Origin of the sequence: Pseudomonas huaxiensis (assembly GCF_003231275.1) — a bacterium.
GTDB classification, from domain to species: domain Bacteria; phylum Pseudomonadota; class Gammaproteobacteria; order Pseudomonadales; family Pseudomonadaceae; genus Aquipseudomonas; species Aquipseudomonas huaxiensis.
In genome coordinates this window covers 20,686-38,855 of the sequence record NZ_QKVL01000037.1, presented here as the reverse complement: position 1 = coordinate 38,855, position 18,170 = coordinate 20,686, and the positions used below count along the sequence as shown (strand labels likewise).

General features: G+C 62.7%; 13 protein-coding genes. 8 read left to right on the top strand and 5 right to left on the bottom strand.

From position 1 onward, the window contains the following. Positions 1–347: 347 nt before the first annotated feature. From DM374_RS26300 to DM374_RS26290, 3 genes are all read left to right on the top strand, one after another. Positions 348–3,503, top strand: coding sequence for a transglycosylase domain-containing protein (locus DM374_RS26300; RefSeq protein ID WP_110972505.1), 3,156 nt, complete (start codon positions 348–350; stop codon positions 3,501–3,503). Between the two features lie 116 nt (positions 3,504–3,619). Then, positions 3,620–4,177: a PadR family transcriptional regulator gene (locus DM374_RS26295; RefSeq protein ID WP_110972504.1), complete on the top strand. Its 558-nt coding sequence runs from the start codon at positions 3,620–3,622 to the stop codon at positions 4,175–4,177. Then, on the top strand, positions 4,174–4,941 hold the full coding sequence (locus DM374_RS26290) for a siderophore-interacting protein (RefSeq protein WP_110972503.1): 768 nt from the start codon (positions 4,174–4,176) through the stop codon (positions 4,939–4,941). Before DM374_RS26295 ends, DM374_RS26290 begins: the two co-directional genes overlap by 4 nt. Before the next feature lie 6 nt (positions 4,942–4,947). On the opposite strand, the gene DM374_RS26285 is transcribed toward DM374_RS26290, so the two are convergent. Further along, positions 4,948–5,598 (bottom strand): Pr6Pr family membrane protein, encoded by a 651-nt coding sequence (locus tag DM374_RS26285; RefSeq protein ID WP_110972502.1) that lies wholly within the window; start codon positions 5,596–5,598, stop codon positions 4,948–4,950. Positions 5,599–5,602: 4 nt separating this feature from the next. Next, positions 5,603–5,836, bottom strand: coding sequence for a VF530 family protein (locus DM374_RS26280; protein WP_110972501.1), 234 nt, complete (start codon positions 5,834–5,836; stop codon positions 5,603–5,605). Between the two features lie 182 nt (positions 5,837–6,018). Here DM374_RS26280 and DM374_RS26275 point away from each other — a divergent pair, with 182 nt between their 5' ends. The 3 genes from DM374_RS26275 (at position 6,019) to DM374_RS26265 (ending at position 12,108) form a co-directional block, all read left to right on the top strand. Continuing rightward, entirely contained in the window at positions 6,019–8,076 is a 2,058-nt protein-coding gene (locus DM374_RS26275; protein WP_110972500.1) for a TonB-dependent receptor, read from the top strand. Between the two features lie 232 nt (positions 8,077–8,308). Further along, positions 8,309–9,646, top strand: a complete 1,338-nt coding sequence (locus DM374_RS26270; RefSeq protein WP_110972499.1) for a carbohydrate porin — start codon at positions 8,309–8,311, stop codon at positions 9,644–9,646. A 44-nt stretch (positions 9,647–9,690) separates the two neighbouring features. Further along, entirely contained in the window at positions 9,691–12,108 is a 2,418-nt protein-coding gene (locus DM374_RS26265; protein WP_110972498.1) for a glucose/quinate/shikimate family membrane-bound PQQ-dependent dehydrogenase, read from the top strand. Positions 12,109–12,207: 99 nt separating this feature from the next. Here the strand turns inward: DM374_RS26265 and DM374_RS26260 are convergent, their stop codons facing one another. Further along, positions 12,208–12,657 (bottom strand): ubiquitin-conjugating enzyme family protein, encoded by a 450-nt coding sequence (locus DM374_RS26260; RefSeq protein ID WP_110972497.1) that lies wholly within the window; start codon positions 12,655–12,657, stop codon positions 12,208–12,210. 181 nt (positions 12,658–12,838) lie between these two features. On the opposite strand from DM374_RS26260, the gene lon reads away from it, so the two are divergent. Together lon and DM374_RS26250 are read left to right on the top strand one after the other, a co-directional pair. Continuing rightward, the gene (lon, locus tag DM374_RS26255) at positions 12,839–15,262 is read left to right on the top strand and encodes an endopeptidase La (protein WP_110972496.1); all 2,424 of its coding nucleotides are present in this window, start codon (positions 12,839–12,841) and stop codon (positions 15,260–15,262) included. A 107-nt stretch (positions 15,263–15,369) separates the two neighbouring features. Further along, positions 15,370–15,768, top strand: a complete 399-nt coding sequence (locus tag DM374_RS26250) for a protease inhibitor I42 family protein (RefSeq protein ID WP_110972495.1) — start codon at positions 15,370–15,372, stop codon at positions 15,766–15,768. Here DM374_RS26250 and DM374_RS26245 read toward each other — a convergent pair. Further along, on the bottom strand, positions 15,765–16,778 hold the full coding sequence (locus DM374_RS26245) for an alpha-xenorhabdolysin family binary toxin subunit B (protein ID WP_110972494.1): 1,014 nt from the start codon (positions 16,776–16,778) through the stop codon (positions 15,765–15,767). The genes DM374_RS26250 and DM374_RS26245 overlap by 4 nt on opposite strands. Next, complete coding sequence (locus tag DM374_RS26240; RefSeq protein ID WP_110972493.1) at positions 16,775–17,986, bottom strand: alpha-xenorhabdolysin family binary toxin subunit A; 1,212 nt, start codon at positions 17,984–17,986, stop codon at positions 16,775–16,777. Before DM374_RS26240 ends, DM374_RS26245 begins: the two co-directional genes overlap by 4 nt. Between the last annotated feature and the right edge of the window lie 184 nt (positions 17,987–18,170).

The following is an 18,170-nucleotide window of genomic DNA, read 5'->3' as shown; positions in this document are numbered from 1 at the left end:
TGTGGGTGAGCCCGTCCGCGGGCAGTCAAGGTGCCGGCAGAGCGAAAGGGCCAGCAGTATAGGGAGGCGAAAGCAGGCGTTTTCACTGTAAACACCTGGATATTTGGCTGGAAGTCTCGGCTAAAACGGCTTTTGTGGAGTGGCTTTCACCGCACAAGCGCGAATCGCTCAGGGGGCACGGGGAATTTGGCACCAAAATAGGGCGGCCAATATGACATGCAAAGCCTATGATTTCTGACCCGTTTTTAGGAATTAGCTGACAGCTCCCAACAATTTTTTCACCGCCTCCGGTCAGCGTCTAAGCTTCAGGCAAGTAAGACGAAAAAGACAAAACCAGGCTTAAGACTATGGGCGCACAGTGGCACTCTGATCACGGAAATACCCTAGCCCCCGCAGAAAATTCGGAAGATACGCCGCCGCCTCGCCGCTCCCGCCTACGCTACTTGTGGTGGTTGATCGCCCTGATCGTGCTGGTCACGCTGACGTTGCTGGCCTATGCCGCCGCCAAGGAAATGCAGAGTTCCCGCCTGCAATCCCGCGAGTTCAGCAAGTTTGCGGCGACCCTGAGCTACTCGATGCACAAGGGCCCCACCGACGCCATGGTCTACCCCGGCGAAGGGCCGTTCGATAAGCGTCTGGGCTACAGCGCCCTCGGAGAATTCATTCCTCGCCTGCTGAAGCGGGACTATGTGGTGGTGGAGCAGACTCGCTTCTCTCCAGCACTGATGAGCTACGTTGATCGCGGCTTTTTCGTACCCTACACCGAGAAAATTCAGGCCGGCCTGAGTATCACCGACTGCAAGGGCGATGTGCTCTATCAGTACCAGTACCCGCAACACCTTTACCCGGACTTCGCCGCTATTCCACCGGTGATGGTGCACAGCTTGCTGTTCATCGAGAACCGCGACCTGCTTGATCCCAACGACCCCAACGGCAACCCGGCAGTGGACTGGCCGCGCTTCGCCAAAGCAGCCTACACCCAGATCGCCAAGTACCTGGCCCTGCCCGGCCAGTCGGCGGGCGGTAGCACCCTGGCCACGCAATTGGAGAAATACCGCCATTCGCCGGACGGCCTGACGGCGTCCGGCGGCGAGAAGATCCGCCAGATGATTTCCGCCAGCGTGCGCGCCTACCAGGACGGCCCGCAAACCCTGGAAGCGCGGCAGCGTATCGTCCGCGACTACCTCAACAGCGTGCCGCTCTCGGCGGTGCCCGGCCACGGTGAAGTGCACGGCATGGCCGAGGGCTTGCGCGTCTGGTACGGCGCCGATTTCGCCGAGGTCAACCGCCTGCTGGCCTCCACCGCAACCGATCCGGAAACCCTCGCCGCCCGCGGCCTGGCCCTGCGCCAGGTGCTGTCCTTGATGATCGCCCAGCGCCGTCCTTCGCACTTTCTGGCCAAGGGCCGCAATGAACTGGCGGTCCTGACCGACAGCCATATTCGCCTGCTGGCAGCAGGCAACATCATCGACCAGCCACTGGCCAATGCGGCTCTGGCCAGCAAGGCGATTTACCGCGACTGGGTGGCCCAGCCGACCATCGTGCCGATCGTCACCAACAAGGGCATCAGCGTCGCCCGCAGCCGTCTTTCGAGCATGCTCGCGCGGCCGCTGTACGACCTCGACCGCCTTGATCTGTCGGCCACCAGCACCTTGCAATCCGGCTTGCAGACCCAGGTCAGCGACTACCTGAAAAACCTCGCCGACCCGGCCTTCGCCGAAAAAATGGGGCTGTTCGGCGAACGCTTGCTGACCCCCACCAGCACCACCCAGGTGCGCTACAGCTTCACCCTGATGGAACGCACCGCCGACGGCTCGCGGGTGCGGGTGCAGACCGACAGCACCGACCAGCCCTTCGACATCAACGAAGGCAGCAAGCTGGAGCTGGGCTCCACCGCCAAGCTGCGGGTGCTGACCAGTTACCTGGAGATCATCTCCGAGCTGCATGACCGCTACGGCGGCATGTCGGTGCCGGAACTGAAGAAAGTCGAAGTGACCGACGTCGACTTCATCACCCGCTGGGCCATCGACTACCTGATCCAGAACAAGGACCGCAATATCACCGCGATGCTCGATGCCGCGCTGGAGCGCAAATATTCGGCCAGCCCTGGCGAGGCGTTCTTCACCGGTGGCGGCCTGCACGTGTTCAACAACTTCCGCAAGGAAGACAACGGTCGCATTCCGACGCTGAAAGACGCCCTGCGCGAGTCGATCAACCTGCCCTTCATCCGCCTGATGCGCGATCTGGTGCGCTACAGCACCTACCAGGCGCCGGGCAACAGTTCCGCGCTGCTCAAGGACGATGCCGAGCCGCGGCGTCAGGAATATCTGGCGCGCTTCGCTGACCGCGAAGGTACCGATTTCCTGCGCCGGTTCTGGAAAAAATACCAGCGCAAGACGTCCCAGGAACGCCTCGATACCTTCCTCGACGGCCTGCGGGCGACACCGATTCGCCTGGCCGCCGTGCACCGCTACCTGTTCCCCGAAGCGGACCAGAGCACCTTCAACGCCTTCGTCCGTGCCCATATGAAGAAAGAAGGCCTGGTCAGCAAGCCGCAGGCCGGCAAGAAAGATCCACTGAGCGACGGCCGCCTCGAAGACCTGTATCTGGCCTACGGCCCCGGCAAGTACGACCTGCCTGACCAGGGGTTCATCGCCAAGTCCCACCCGCTCGACCTGTGGCTGGTCGGTTATCTGCTCAAACACCCCGGATCCAGCTTCCAGGAGGCCGTGCTGGCCAGCCATTTCGAGCGTCAGGAAGTCTACGGCTGGCTGTTCAAGAGCAAGCACAAAGGCGCTCGCGACAGTCGCATCCGCACCTTGGTGGAAGTCGAGGCATTCCTCGATATCCACGCGCGCTGGAAACGCGTTGGCTATCCGTTCGATCACCTGGTGCCTTCACTGGCCACCGCCATCGGCAGCTCCGGCGACCGTCCGGCCGCCCTCGCCGAACTGGTCGGGATCATCCAGAACGATGGCGTGCGCCTGCCGGTGCTGCGGATCGACACCCTGCACTTCGCTGCCGGCACCCCTTACGAAACCAGCCTGGCCGGTAATCCGGACCGCGGCGAACGGGTGCTCTCGGTGGAAGTGGCGCAGGCGCTGCGCGGAGCGATGTCGCAAGTGGTCGATGCGGGTACGGCGCGGCGGGTGTCCGGGGCGTTCAAGCTCGATGACGGCACCGTGCTGACCATGGGCGGCAAGACCGGCACCGGCGACAACCGCATCGAGAGTTTCGGCGCGGGCGGCCGGCTGATCGGCTCGCGTTCGCTGAACCGCACGGCGACCTTCGTGTTCTTCCTGGGTGATAACCACTTCGGCACTCTCACAGCGTTCGTCCCGGGCCGGGCTGCGGAAGCGTTCAAATTCACCTCGGCGCTGCCGGTGCAGGTGCTCAAGGGCATGGCGCCGATCCTTCTGCCGTACCTGAAACCGGGCGGCAATACCCTTTGTGCGCCGCCGCTGATGGCTGAGCCGGGGTCGAGTGTTACCCAGGCAAATTGAGTTCTCCGTCGTCCCTTTAAGCCGCATGAGGCCTGACCAAACCCATCTCCCGCTTGCAATAAGATATATCTTGAGTAATATCTTGAGACATATCGTAAGCACTCAGGAGAAACCTCATGCGCGATTTCCCCCACGGCCCCCGCGAATCCGAAGGCTTCGAGCGCCGTCGCGAACGCGGCGACCGAGGTCCCCGGGTCTTCGCTCCGGGTGACCTGAAACTGCTGCTGTTGGCGATGCTCGCCGAGCAGCCCTGCCACGGCTACGACCTTATCCGCCAGATCGAAAGCCTGTTCGACGGCAACTACAGCCCGAGCCCGGGCGTGATCTACCCGACCCTGACCTTTCTCGAAGAAAGCGAACTGATCAGCGGCGAAATCGACGGCAGCAAGAAGCTCTACCGCGCCACCGACGCCGGGCGCCAATCCCTCGAAGACCAGGCCGTGGCGCTGGACGGCGTGCGCATGCGCATCGAAGTCAGCAAACGCTCGCTACGCGGGCACGACCGTCCGCCGGAGATCCACGAAGCCGTTCACAACCTGCGCCATGCCCTGCAGATGCACAGCGGGCGCTGGAACCCACAAGAGATAGAGCGGGTACGCAACCTGCTCAACGAAACCGCGAAAGCCATCGTTGCCGGCCCGGCAACCTCCCCTTCCCAGGAGCCATCCGAATGACTGTTAGCGAAAACACCATCCACCGCGTCATGCACGAGATCAAACACCGTCAGTTGACCGTGCTGCGGGTCGTCGACCTGACTCCGCGCATGCGCCGCATCACCCTTGGCGGTGCGCAACTGCAAGGCTTCATCAGCCTCGGCAGCGATGACCACGTCAAACTGCTGTTCGCCAACAACGCCGAAGAACAGGCCGCGATGGACGCCCTCACCCTGCCCAAGGAAGGCGTGAAGCCGACCATGCGCGAATACACCCCGCGGCGCATCGACCTGGTCAACAACGAACTGGATCTGGACTTCGTCCTCCATGGCGACGGCCCTGCGTCGACCTGGGCCGCCCAGGCCGCACCCGGCCACAGATTGAACATCGCCGGCCCACGCGGCTCGCTGGTAGTGCCGGATATCTTCGACAGCTACCTGCTGGTGGGCGATGAAACCGCTATCCCGGCCATCGGTCGCCGTCTGGAAGAGCTGTCGGCCGGCCGCAAGGTGCTGGTGCTGGTGGAAATCGAAGACGCGCAAGAACGCCAGCCGCTGCCGAGCAAGGCGGATGTCGAGGTGATCTGGATTGAGCGGCACAAGCAGAATGTGCTGGAGGTATTGGCCAAAGTGAGCCTGCCGCAAGGCGAGCTGTACGCTTGGGTGGCGCTGGAAAAAGGCCTGACCCGCAAGGCCAAGGCGCTGCTGCTGGAAGAAAAAGGCGTGTCGGAAGACCGCCTCAAGGCCGCCGCCTACTGGCGCCTGGACGGCACCGCCGACGACTGACGGAAATCAGGGATGCGTCCTGGCTCGCGTCAGGCGCTTTCCCTGCCAGCGGTCCAGGCCAATCACACACAGGCCAAGAACGATAAAGGCGCCGAGCATCGTCAGCGCATTGAGCAGTACCTGGGGGTAACCCAGGCTCGCCACATCGATGAACGGGTACGGATAGAACCCGACCCAATGGCCGCGCAGCAACGTGTAGCCGAAATACCCCAGCGGGTACAGCAACCAGGCCGCCAGATGCCTGAGCCGCAAGGTGCCCTTCTCCACCCGCAGCCACCAATACCCCGCGAACAGCGCCGGCATCACGTCGTGCAGCAGGCCGTCCGCCAGCCATTGCCAACCCTCGGGTTGCCAGAGATGGCGCAGCAACAGGCTGTAGGCCACAGCGACGAAGACAATGCTGACCAGCACGCCGAAACCCACCCACGGCAACAGCCAGAACCGCCGCGCCGCCGACTCACGGCCGAACGCCGCCTGGGTCAGCACGGTCGCGACCAGCACATTGCTCAGCACGGTGAAAAAACCGAAGACGTTGACCAGCCCGCCCAACAGGCTGGCCTGGTCCTGCCAGCGCGCCCACAGCACCAGGTACAGCTGGATCGCCAGGCCGAACCAGCCGAGGCAGGCTGCCGCGCCGGTCCAGTGTCGCGCGGTCATCGACTCACTGCCCGCGTTTGATATCGCGCAGCATCTTCAGGTACAGGCTTTCGACTTTCTCACGGGCCCACGGCGTCTTGCGCAGGAAAGTCAGGCTCGACTTGATGCTCGGATCGCTCTTGAAGCAACGCAGGTCGATTTTTTTCCCCAACTCGTCCCATTGGTAGTGCGCCACCAGTGCGGTGAGGATGTTTTCCAGTGTCACGCCATGCAGCGGATTCTTGTCAGCGGCGCTCATGCCTGTCTCCAGCAAAACAAAGGTGCGCACCTTAGCCCAGGTGCCGGCGCGCGTCTGCCTCTTTCATCCGGATCGAGGCTTTCAGGAGTCTAGCTGGCGGGATGCGCCACGAGAGGGATTGCATTTTGATTTCACGGCAATGTTATAGTGTAACGATAAATGACCTCTGCCAAGGACCCTGCATGCGTTACCTCCCGCTTCCCCTTTCACCCCTTGCCGTCGCGCTCTGGCTTGCCAGCTCACCGAGCCAGGCGCTGGAATTGCAACCTCAGGTAGTCACGGCCAACCCGCTGGGCAATGCGCAACTGGCCACGCCGAGCAGCGTGCTGGAAGGTGACCAGTTGCTGCTGCAACAGAAAGGCAGCCTCGGTGAAACCCTCAACAACCAGCCTGGCGTGTCTTCGACCTGGTTCGGCCCGGGCGCCAGCCGGCCGATCATTCGCGGCCTGGACGGCGACCGCATTCGCCTGCTGCGCAACGGCGTCGGTGCGCTGGACGCGTCCGCGCTGTCCTACGACCACGCCGTTCCGCTGGACCCGGTGAATGTCGAGCGGGTGGAAATCGTCCGCGGCCCCGCCGCCCTGCTCTACGGCGGCAGCGCCATCGGCGGCGTGGTCAACACCTTCGATAACCGCATTCCCACCGAAGCCATCGAAGGCATCCACGGTGCCGGCGAACTGCGCTACGGCGGCGCAGACACCACCCGCAGTTCCGCCGGCAAGCTGGAAGCGGGCGACGGCCGTTTCGCCCTGCACCTGGACGCCAACAGCCGTCAGTTCAATGACCTGCGCATTCCCGGCTACGCGCAGAGCGCGAAGGTCCGCGACGCCGACGAACCCGGCAGCCGTCATCGTCTGGAAAACAGCGACGGACGCCAGGACGGCGGCGCCATCGGCGGTTCCTACACCTGGGAGCACGGTTACACCGGCGTGTCCTACAGCCGTTACGACGCCAACTACGGCTCGGTGGCCGAACCCGGCGTCCGCCTGGCCATGGAGCAGGATCACTACGGTTTCGCCTCGGAAATCCGCGACCTGGACGGCCCGTTCAGCTCGCTGAAATTCGACCTCGGCTACACCGATTACCAGCACCGCGAACTGGAAGAAGGCGAGGTCCACACCACCTTCAAGAACAAGGGCTACGAGGCCCGCGTCGAAGCCCGGCACCAGCCGCTGGGCCCGGTGGAAGGGGTGATCGGCGCGCAGGTCAGCCGCAACGAATTCTCGGCCCTGGGTGAAGAAGCCTTCGTCCCGCAGACCGATACCAACAGCGTCGCGCTGTTCCTGCTGGAACAGTGGCAAGCCACCGAGCGCCTCAACCTGAGCCTGGGCGGTCGCCTGGAACACACCCGGGTCGATCCCGACAGCAAAGGCAGCGAGCGCTTCGCCGAGGCCGACAGCGCCAGCAGCTTCACCGCTGCCAGCCTGTCTTCCGGCGCGGTGTACCGCTTGACCCCGGTCTGGTCGCTGGCCGCGAGCCTGGGCTACACCGAACGCGCGCCGACTTTCTATGAGCTGTACGCCAATGGCGCCCACGTCGCCACCGGCAGCTTTGAGGTGGGTGATCCGAACCTGTCGAAAGAAAAAGCCATCGCCAGCGACCTCGCCCTGCGTTTCGACAACGGCACGCACAAAGGCAGCGTCGGGGTGTTCTACAGCCACTTCAGCAACTACATCGGCCTGCTGGCCAGCGGTGAAATGCGCGAAGGCCATGACCACGGCGACGACGATCACGACCATGATGATCACGACCACGATCATGACCACGAAGGCGACGTGCCCGAGTACCTCTACCGCGGCGTGCGCGCACGCTTCTACGGCATCGAGGCGCAGGACCGCTGGCAACTGCTGGAAAACCGCTACGGCAGCTTCGCCCTGGAACTCTCCGGCGACTACACCCGCGCGAAGAACCTCGACACCGGCGAAGACCTGCCGCGCATCGCCCCGCTGCGCCTGAACAGCGGGCTGCTGTGGAACCTCGATCGCTGGCAGGCGCGGATCGACGTGCAACACGCCGCCTCGCAGCACCGCAAGCCGGCCAACGAAACCAGCACCGATGGCTACACCACCTTGGGGGCAAGCCTCGGCTACCGCTTCAATGTCGGGGAAAGTGAATGGCTGGCCTTCGTTCGCGGCGAGAACCTGACGGACCAGACGGTGCGCTATGCCAGTTCGATCCTGCGGGATATCGCGCCGGCGGCCGGGCGCAGCGTGGAAGTCGGGTTGCGCACGACGTTCTGACCCTTTGCAGGCCTTCGCGGTGGTTCGCCGCGAAGGCCTGCAAGCAGGATTGTTACCAATCCCACAACACTCCATCGCCACGTCCCGCCTTTCCAATCCCCGCGATCCTCTATATCCTCCCCGCCCCAAGCTGAAACGCTTAATCCACTAAAAATCACGGCACAATCCTGGCGATCTCTACCCGCCGGGACATTTGCCGTTTTTTTCAACAATCAAAAGATAGCGCTATCTCATGCCTCGTTTCCCTGCACCCCGCCTCCTCGCCGCGCCGCTGTTGTGCGCTTTTGCCAGTGCCGCCCACGGCGCTTCGCTGTTCGATACCGACTCGCCGCGGATGCTCGGCGACTGGAACGGCAGTCGCAGTGAGCTGGCCGAACGCGGCTACGACTTCAGCCTGACCTACACCGGGGAAATGGGCAGCAACCTGCGCGGCGGCCATGACCACGACAGCACCGCCCGCTACAGCGACCAGTTCGGCTTCGGCAGCCACCTGGACCTGGAAAAAATCCTCGGCTGGCACGACGCCGAGTTCCAGTTGACCGTCACCGAGCGCCACGGCAACAACATCAGCAATGACCGCATCAACGACCCGCGCGTCGGCGGCTTCACCTCGGCTCAGGAAGTCTGGGGACGCGGACAGACCTGGCGGCTGACGCAGATGTGGGTCAAGCAGAAGTACTTCGACGGCGCCCTGGACGTGAAAGTCGGCCGCTTCGGCGAAGGCGAGGACTTCAACAGCTTCCCCTGCGACTTCCAGAACCTGGCGTTCTGCGGCTCCCAGGTCGGCAACTGGGTCGGCGACAGTTGGTACAACTGGCCGGTCAGCCAGTGGGCGGCGCGGGTCCGCTACAACTTGACGCCCGAGCTGTACGCGCAGGTCGGCGCTTTCGAGCAGAACCCGTCCAACCTCGACCGGCAGAACGGTTTCAAACTCAGCGGCAGCGGCACCCAGGGTGCGATGTTTCCGCTTGAACTGGTCTGGAGCCCGGAAGTCAGAGGCCTCAAAGGGGAATATCGCGCCGGCTACTACTACAGTAATGCCAAGGCAAACGATGTTTACCGCGACGACGACGATCACGCTGCGGCAATGAGTGGCCAGGCCTACGCCCGTCATGCGGGCAAGCATGGTTTCTGGCTGGGGGCGCAGCAGCAGGTGACGTCGCTGGCAAGCGACCATTCCCGTGGCCTGAGCGTTTTCGCCAATGCCACGCTGCACGATAAGAAGACCAATGCCATCGACAACTATGTTCAGGCAGGTGTGGTGTACAGGGGGCCGTTCGATGCGCGTGCCAAGGACGACATCGGCTTTGCCCTCGCCCGCGTGCACGTCAACCCCGCTTATCGCAAGAACGCCGAGACGCGCAACGCCGTCGCCGGCCTCACTGATTACGACGATTCCGATTTCCGTCCGGTCCAGGACACCGAATACAGCGCCGAGCTGTATTACGGCATTCACCTGGCCGACTGGCTCACCGTGCGCCCGAACCTGCAGTACATCCGCCATCCGGGCGGTGTCCGCGAGGTGGACGACGCGCTGATCGGTGGCCTGAAGATCCAGAGCAGCTTTTAACCGGCCCCCGGGCCTGACGTATTCAACATGATGGAGAACTGACGATGAGCACTGAGGGTGCCCTGAGTAGAACCCGCTGGTTACCGAGACTGCTCGGCGTGCTGCTGTTGCTGATGGGCATGGCCCTGGTGGCCGGCGGTATCAAGCTGATGCAGCTCGATGGTTCGCTGTATTACCTGATTGCCGGGATCGGCTTCGCCGTGTCCGGCGTCATGCTGCTGGCGCTGCGCAAGCATGCGCTGGGCCTGTATGGCGTGGTGTTGCTGGGCAGCACCGCCTGGGCACTCTGGGAAGTCGGCCTGGATTGGTGGCAACTGGTACCGCGCCTGGCCCTGTGGTTCGCCATTGGCGTGGTCTTGCTGCTGCCGTGGGCTCGGCGTCCGCTGCGTGGCCTGGCCGGTCAGCCGGCACGCATCAACATCGCCCTGCTGAGCCTGGCCGTCGTCGCCTCCGGCGCCACCGCCATCGCCAGCCAGTTCACCTACCCCGGTGAAATCAAGGGTGAGCTGGGTCGTGACACCACCACCCTGGGCAGCACCGCCCCGGACATGCCCGACGGCGAGTGGCAGGCCTATGGCCGCACCGAGTTCGGCGACCGCTATTCGCCACTGCGCCAGATCACCCCGACCAACATCTATCAGTTGGAAGAAGCCTGGCGCATCCGCACCGGTGACCTGCCCACCGAAAACGACCCGGTTGAACTGACCAACCAGAACACCCCGCTGAAGGTCAACGGCATGCTCTACGCCTGCACCGCCCACAGCAAGGTGCTGGCCCTGGACCCTGACACCGGCGCGGAAATCTGGCGCTTCGACCCGCAGATCAAGAGCCCGTCCGGCTTCAAGGGCTTCGCCCACATGACCTGCCGCGGCGTCTCCTACTACGACGAAAACAGCTACGTGAACGCCGACGGCAGCCCGGCGCCGAAAATCTCCGAGGCCGGCCAGGCTGTGGCCCGCGCTTGCCCGCGTCGCCTCTATCTGCCAACCGCCGACGCCCGCCTGATCGCGCTGAACGCCGACAACGGCAAGGTTTGCGAAGGCTTCGGCAACCAGGGCGTGATCGACCTGACCCAAGGCATCGGCCCGTTCACCCCAGGCGGCTATTACTCCACCTCGCCTGCCGCCATCACCCGCAGCCTGGTGATCCTCGGCGGTCACGTCACCGACAACGAATCGACCAACGAGCCGTCCGGCGTGATCCGCGCCTTTGACGTCCACGACGGTCGCCTGGTGTGGAACTGGGACAGCAACAACCCCGACCAGACCGCGCCGCTCGCGCCCGGCAAGACCTACAGCCGCAACTCGGCGAACATGTGGTCGCTGGCCAGCGTCGACGAGAATCTCGGCATGGTCTACCTGCCGCTGGGCAACCAGACCCCGGACCAGTGGGGCGCCGACCGTACCCCGGGCGCGGAGAAATTCAGCGCCGGCATCGTCGCCCTCGACCTGGCCACCGGCAAGGTGCGCTGGAACTACCAGTTCACCCACCACGACCTGTGGGACATGGACGTCGGCAGCCAGCCGACCCTGCTCAACCTGAAGACCGCCGACGGCATCAAGCCGGCGCTGATCGCCCCGACCAAACAGGGCAGCCTGTACGTGCTCGACCGTCGCGACGGCAGCGCCATCGTGCCGATCCGCGAGATCCCGGCACCGCAAGGCGCGGTCGAAGGCGACCACACCGCACCGACCCAGGCCCGCTCCGACCTCAACCTGCTCGGCCCGGACCTGACCGAACAGGCCATGTGGGGCGCCAGCCCGTTCGACCAGATGCTCTGCCGTATCCAGTTCCGCCAACTGCGCTACGAAGGCCAGTACACCCCGCCGTCGGAGCAGGGTTCGCTGGTCTATCCGGGTAACGTCGGCGTGTTCAACTGGGGCAGCGTGTCGGTGGACCCGGTTCGGCAGATCCTGTTCACCAGCCCGAACTACATGGCCTTCGTCTCGAAAATGGTGCCACGCGCCGCCGTTGCCGAAGGCAGCAAACGCGAAAGCGAGACCAGCGGCGTGCAACCGAACGCCGGTGCGCCGTACGCGGTGACCATGCACCCGTTCATGTCGCCGCTGGGCGTGCCGTGCCAGGCCCCGGCCTGGGGCTATGTGGCCGGTATCGACCTGCTCAGCAACAAAGTGGTGTGGAAACACAAGAACGGCACCAGCCGCGACAGCTCGCCGATTCCCATCGGTCTGCCGATCGGCGTACCGAGCATGGGCGGTTCCATCGTCACCGCCAGCGGCCTGGGTTTCCTCAGCGGCACCCTGGACCAGTATCTGCGGGCCTATGACGTCAACACCGGCAAGGAACTGTGGAAATCCCGCCTGCCAGCGGGCGGCCAGGCCACCCCGATGACCTACACCGGCAAGGGCGGCAAGCAGTACGTGCTGGTCACCGCTGGCGGCCATGGCTCGCTGGGTACCAAAATGGGCGATTACATCATCGCTTACAAATTGCCGAACTGAGTGCGGCTGAGGGCCTCATCGCCGGCAAGCCGGCTCCCACAGATACGCTCCGTGGGAGCCGGTCTTGCCGGCGATGAGTCCTTCAAACCCACAACAAACCTACATGGCAAACTTCCGCGTCCACTCCCGCGCCTTCCGGTCGAACTCCACCCGCATCCGCAGATACTCCCCCGCCGCCTCCAGCCGCAGCGCTCCCCGCGGGTCCGGATCGACCAGCAACGCACTGATGCTCAGCATCACCTTCGCCAGGGTCAGCGCCGGGGTCCAGTTCTCCTCCAGGATATCCAGCCCGACCTCGCCGTCCTCACCGATATTGGGATGCCACACGGGCGTCTTGAACCGCAACTTCGGCGGATGATTGGGGTAATCCGGCGGAAACTGCACATCGAGGAAAAACACCCCGCCTTCATACGGGCTGCTGGACGGTCCCATCAACGTCGCCTGCCAATTGAACGGGTCATCGCCAATCGGCCCCGCGCTGCAATTGGCCGGTGGATCCTTGCTGAAATCCTGTAGTTCGCGGTTGATGCGCTTGAGTGCAACGTCCATCGCCTTACCTCCCTGTCCAGTGGTTAACCGACAAACCGTCACAGTAGCATTTGGCGATCACTGCACTAAGCTTCGATCGGCATCGACCGTCCGGTCAGACTCTCCGACAAAATCCGTCAGGCATTGAAACCACCCACCTACCGCCCCATCTAAGCACCATAGTCATTCACGCAGGTGCCCCATGAGCGACCAGCAGGATCTACCGGAACACCCAGACGAATACGCCGAAGTCGAACATCTCGAAGATCACGATCCCACCGGCCGGACCCTGGCATTGCCCGGCCAACAGTTGCCGGACAAGGTCTACGTCATCCCGATCCACAACCGCCCGTTCTTCCCCGCGCAGGTGCTGCCGGTGATCGTCAACGAAGAACCGTGGGCGGAAACCCTGGACCTGGTGGCGAAAACCCCGCACCACTCCCTGGCCCTGTTCTTCATGGACACGCCGGTCGAAGACCACCGCCATTTCGACACCTCGGCCCTGCCGCTGTACGGCACGCTGGTCAAGGTGCACCACGCCAGCCGCGAGAACGGCAAGCTGCAGTTCGTCGCGCAGGGCCTGACCCGGGTGCGCATCCGTACCTGGCTCAAACACCACCGTCCGCCGTACCTGGTGGAAGTCGAATACCCGCACCAGCCCGCCGACCCCACCGACGAGGTGAAGGCCTACGGCATGGCGCTGATCAACGCGATCAAGGAGCTGCTGCCGCTCAACCCGCTGTACAGCGAAGAGCTGAAAAACTACCTCAACCGCTTCAGCCCCAACGATCCGTCACCGCTGACCGACTTCGCCGCGGCCCTGACTTCAGCTACCGGGCTACAGTTGCAGGAAGTCCTCGACTGCGTGCCGATGCTCAAGCGCATGGAAAAAGTCCTGCCGATGCTGCGCAAGGAAGTCGAGGTCGCGCGGCTGCAGAATGAAATTTCCGCCGAGGTGAACCGACAGATCGGCGAGCACCAGCGCGAGTTCTTCCTCAAGGAACAGCTCAAGGTCATCCAGCAAGAGCTGGGCCTGACCAAGGACGACCGCAGCGCCGACCTCGAACAGTTCAAGCAGCGCCTGGAAGGCAAGACCCTGCCGCCCGCCGCGAAGAAACGCATCGACGAAGAAATGGGCAAGCTGGCGATCCTTGAAACCGGCTCGCCCGAATACGCCGTCACCCGCAACTACCTGGAATGGGCCACCGCCCTGCCCTGGGGCGTGTACGGCACCGACAAGCTCAGCCTCAAGCACGCGCGCAAAGTGCTCGACCAGCACCACGCCGGGCTGGACGACATCAAGGAACGCATCCTCGAATTTCTCGCCGTGGGCGCCTACAAAGGCGAGATCAGCGGCTCCATCGTGCTGCTGGTGGGTCCGCCGGGCGTGGGCAAGACCAGCATCGGCAAGTCCATCGCCGAATCGCTGGGCCGGCCGTTCTACCGCTTCAGCGTCGGCGGCATGCGTGACGAGGCCGAGATCAAGGGCCACCGCCGCACCTACATCGGCGCCCAACCGGGCAAGCTGGTGCAGGCGCTGAAGGACGTGGAAGTGATGAACCCGGTGATCATGCTCGACGAGATCGACAAGATGGGCCAGAGCTATCAGGGCGACCCGGCCTCGGCACTGCTGGAAACCCTCGATCCGGAGCAGAACGTCGACTTCCTCGACCACTACCTCGACTTGCGCCTGGACCTGTCCAAAGTGCTGTTCGTCTGCACCGCCAATACCCTCGACTCGATCCCCGGTCCGTTGCTCGACCGTATGGAAGTGATCCGCCTGTCCGGCTACATCACCGAGGAAAAACTGGCGATCGCCAAGCGCCACCTGTGGCCCAAACAACTGGCAAAAGCCGGTGTGGCCAAGACCAGCCTGAGCATCAGCGATGCAGCCTTGCGCACGGTGATCGAGGGCTATGCCCGCGAAGCCGGGGTGCGGCAACTGGAAAAACAACTGGGCAAACTGGTGCGCAAGGCCGTGGTGCGCCTGTTGGACGAACCGGACGCCGTGATCAAGATCGGCCCGAAAGACCTCGAAGCGGCGCTGGGCATGCCGGTGTTCCGCAGCGAGCAGGTGCTGGCCGGCAAAGGGGTGATTACCGGCCTGGCCTGGACCAGCATGGGCGGCGCCACCCTGCCGATCGAAGCGACCCGCATCCACACCTTGAATCGCGGCTTCAAGCTCACCGGGCAACTGGGTGACGTGATGAAGGAGTCTGCGGAAATCGCCTACAGCTACGTCAGTTCGCACCTGAAGCAGTTTGGCGGTGATCCGACCTTCTTCAACGAGGCCTTCGTCCACCTGCATGTGCCGGAAGGTGCCACGCCGAAGGACGGCCCGAGCGCGGGTATCACCATGGCCACCGCCCTGCTGTCACTGGCCCGTGACCAGTCGCCGAAAAAAGGTGTGGCGATGACCGGCGAGATGACGCTGACCGGGCATGTACTGCCGATCGGCGGGGTGCGGGAGAAAGTCATTGCGGCGCGGCGGCAGAAGATCTTCGAGCTGATCCTGCCGGAAGCCAACCGCGGTGACTTCCTGGAACTGCCGGACTACCTCAAGCAGGGGCTGACCGTGCATTTCGCCAAGCGTTTCGGTGATGTGGCGAAGGTGATGTTCGCCTGATCGTTACCTGTGGGGGCGGGCACGCTCGCTCCCACAGCACCAGTAGAACCTGAACGTCCATCCGGTTTAAGCTCCGAGCCCATACCCACTCGCGCTCCGGAGCGATCATGACTATCCGCCGTACCGCCCTGCTGTTGGGCGTGAGCCTGCTGGCCGCCTGCTCGCGCGATGCCGTGCAGACCGAACCCCTCATCGTCGAAAGCCAAAGCCAGTGCCCGATCCGCCTGAACGTCGGTCAGGCCCTGACCCTCACGCTCCCGAGCAACCCCAGCACCGGCTACCGCTGGCTGCTGCAGAATCCCGCCAACAGCGTGCTCACTGCCCTCGGCCCCGAGGTCTACAGCAGTGGCGATACCGACGGCATGGTCGGCAGCGCCGGCCAGTCCACATGGCGCTTTCGCGCCCGCACCGCCGGCAGCGGTAACCTGTTGCTGGTTTACCAGCAGCCCTGGGCCCCCGAGGTCAAACCCGAGAGCACCTTCGACTGCCAGGTTTCGGTACGCTAGGCCGCCTCGTACAGGCGACGCACTGCCACCAGGTACCGCATCATCGCCACTAACCTGTCCGCCAGCTCCGCAAGGCTGGTTTGCTGGTTCATCACAGCAACCTGCGCGCTCCAACTGCGCGCGAGAACATGGCCTTGCTCCAGCCATTGGCTTCGCAGGTCGTTCAACTTTGCCACGTTGGGCAATTGCTTGAGTTCGCGCTCGAACACCGCTTGTCTCGCTTCCCAGTCAAGCAATTGCGTGCGGATTGCATTGCTCTCATTCACCAGGCGGGTACGCGTTCGCGTCAGGTCGATCAGCTTTCTTCCCTCCATGATGCCCGACAGGTTGTTGGTGAAACTCCTGGCAGCACTCAGCAGCAGATCGGCGCTCAGCCCCTTGCCGGCAAGCGCGCTGGCGACCTGTGCAATCTCCTGTTCCGTAGGAATCAGGCCCTTGAACACGCTGGACACACTCGGCACATCGAACGCGTCGATCACCAGCGTGATATCCGCGATTCGCGAATCAAGTCTGTCGATACTCTCCCGCTCGCTGGCTATCGTCTTCAACAGGTCATCGCGCTGTTCGGTGAGGCTCGCGGAACGCGGTCCTGTTTCAGGTAACCTGAGCATTTCAAGTGCGCGTAATTGATCCTCGATCTCCGTGACTTTGCTCTTCAAGCGCTGAACATCGCGTTGCGCATCCTGTTCCAGATCGCGCTCGCGACTGCGCACCGCCATGTCACGCTGCTGATCCTCCAACTCCGGCAAGCGGCGGGCCGCCTCCAGCGATGCTCCGAGAGCCTCCCACTTGTGGTTGTTCAACAGCACCACGGCACTGAGCACTTGCTCGCTGAGCATACGCTCGGTCTTCAGCAGCGCATCGACCAGGTCGTGCATGCTTTCAACGAGTACGGGCAGCAGTGCCTGCGAATCCTTGTAGACAACGTCCAGCACCTGCTCTTTCAGCGAGACCATTTGCGCCACGGCGGGATGTGGATACGCCTCCACGGAAGTGACGGGATTGCTCATCGGATAGCTCCTTGCCGGCTGATTTCATCCAGCGTTTCATTGAAAATTTTCGATAGGTGTGCGGAGAGACCACGAATGGTTTCCCATGGTCGGACAACACGCTCGAAGCGATGGACGAACGTCGCCAGCTTGAGATCAGTATCGATCTGCAGCAGCTCTTCTTCTGATTCCTCGACATACACGCCCAGCATGCTCCAGACATCCTCCAGATTCTTCGCTGCCATCTGCACCTCGGTCAGGCGAAACTTGAGGTCAGCAATTTGCAGGGACGTTTTCTCGATGCTGCCGATCATCGGGTTGATGGCAGCGATTTGCTGTGCCAACCGGTCACGCAGGGAGATCAATTCATTTTTTTCAGCGCGAACAGCTTCTGCCTGTGCCCCATAAATACCGCCGGTAATTGCAACACCTATCAATCCGAATGCCAGCCCGGTAAATGCATAGCCCACCAGCGCTTGGTATTCGTCACTTTTCTGGGCGATCAGCTCGTCCAGGGGTTCAATCTGCTTACGCAGTTCACCGATTTTTTTCTCGCCCCCCGAGTCCTTGATCCGTTGCATCAACCCGTCGATTTCGGGGCGCAACTGCCTCACAACAACATTACTGAACCAGACCGCCCGATCTTTAACCGACGCAATGTCCTGCCTGGCTTCGGCAATATCGTCTTTGATGAATGACAGGAAGTCCTTCACATCACCGATCTGCGCCTTGTCACTGCTCTCCAGAGCCCGGTATGGCTGGTACTGAAGCGTGACGTCATCCATCACATTCCCCAGGCGCTCACTGAGCAGGCCATAAGCTTTCGTACTTTTCAGCGCGCTGACCAAGTGGCCGCCCTGAGCCACGAACTCGCTGGCGAATTGTTCAAGTTTGGTGCCCAACAGCTTGGATTCACGCTCAATGATGTCCCACGCCTCGACGTGCTGGCGCAGGTTTTTGTAGTGATTGACCACGAGTTGAACATCGAGCCCCACGAGCGAAAAATCATGGCCCTCGCTGATTTCCTGGGCACTTTTCGGCAATCGATAAACGTATTCGACATACCGCTTGATGATTTTCAGGTTATCGGCGGAAAAAATCAGGGCCGGCTGCATTCTGTTGTTTTCAGCAGAGCTGGATATGACATCGAAGTACTGTTTCGGAACGAATTCAGCGCGCTGCTGGATATCCAGTGCCTGCAGCGACTCATTTTGTATATTGCTAATCATTTTACGCCCTCATCAAAAAGTCCTTCCGGACCTGATTGCTGTCATGCACGGCATGCCAGGAGGACTACCCTATGTTTCTCGTCGAGTGATTGGAGCCGCCGGTTTCCGCACGCAATGGCAGAAACATCCTGTAGAAGCGGTTGAAGGCGGCCCCCCGTCCGGTAACTCATAGGCATCCCTTCCC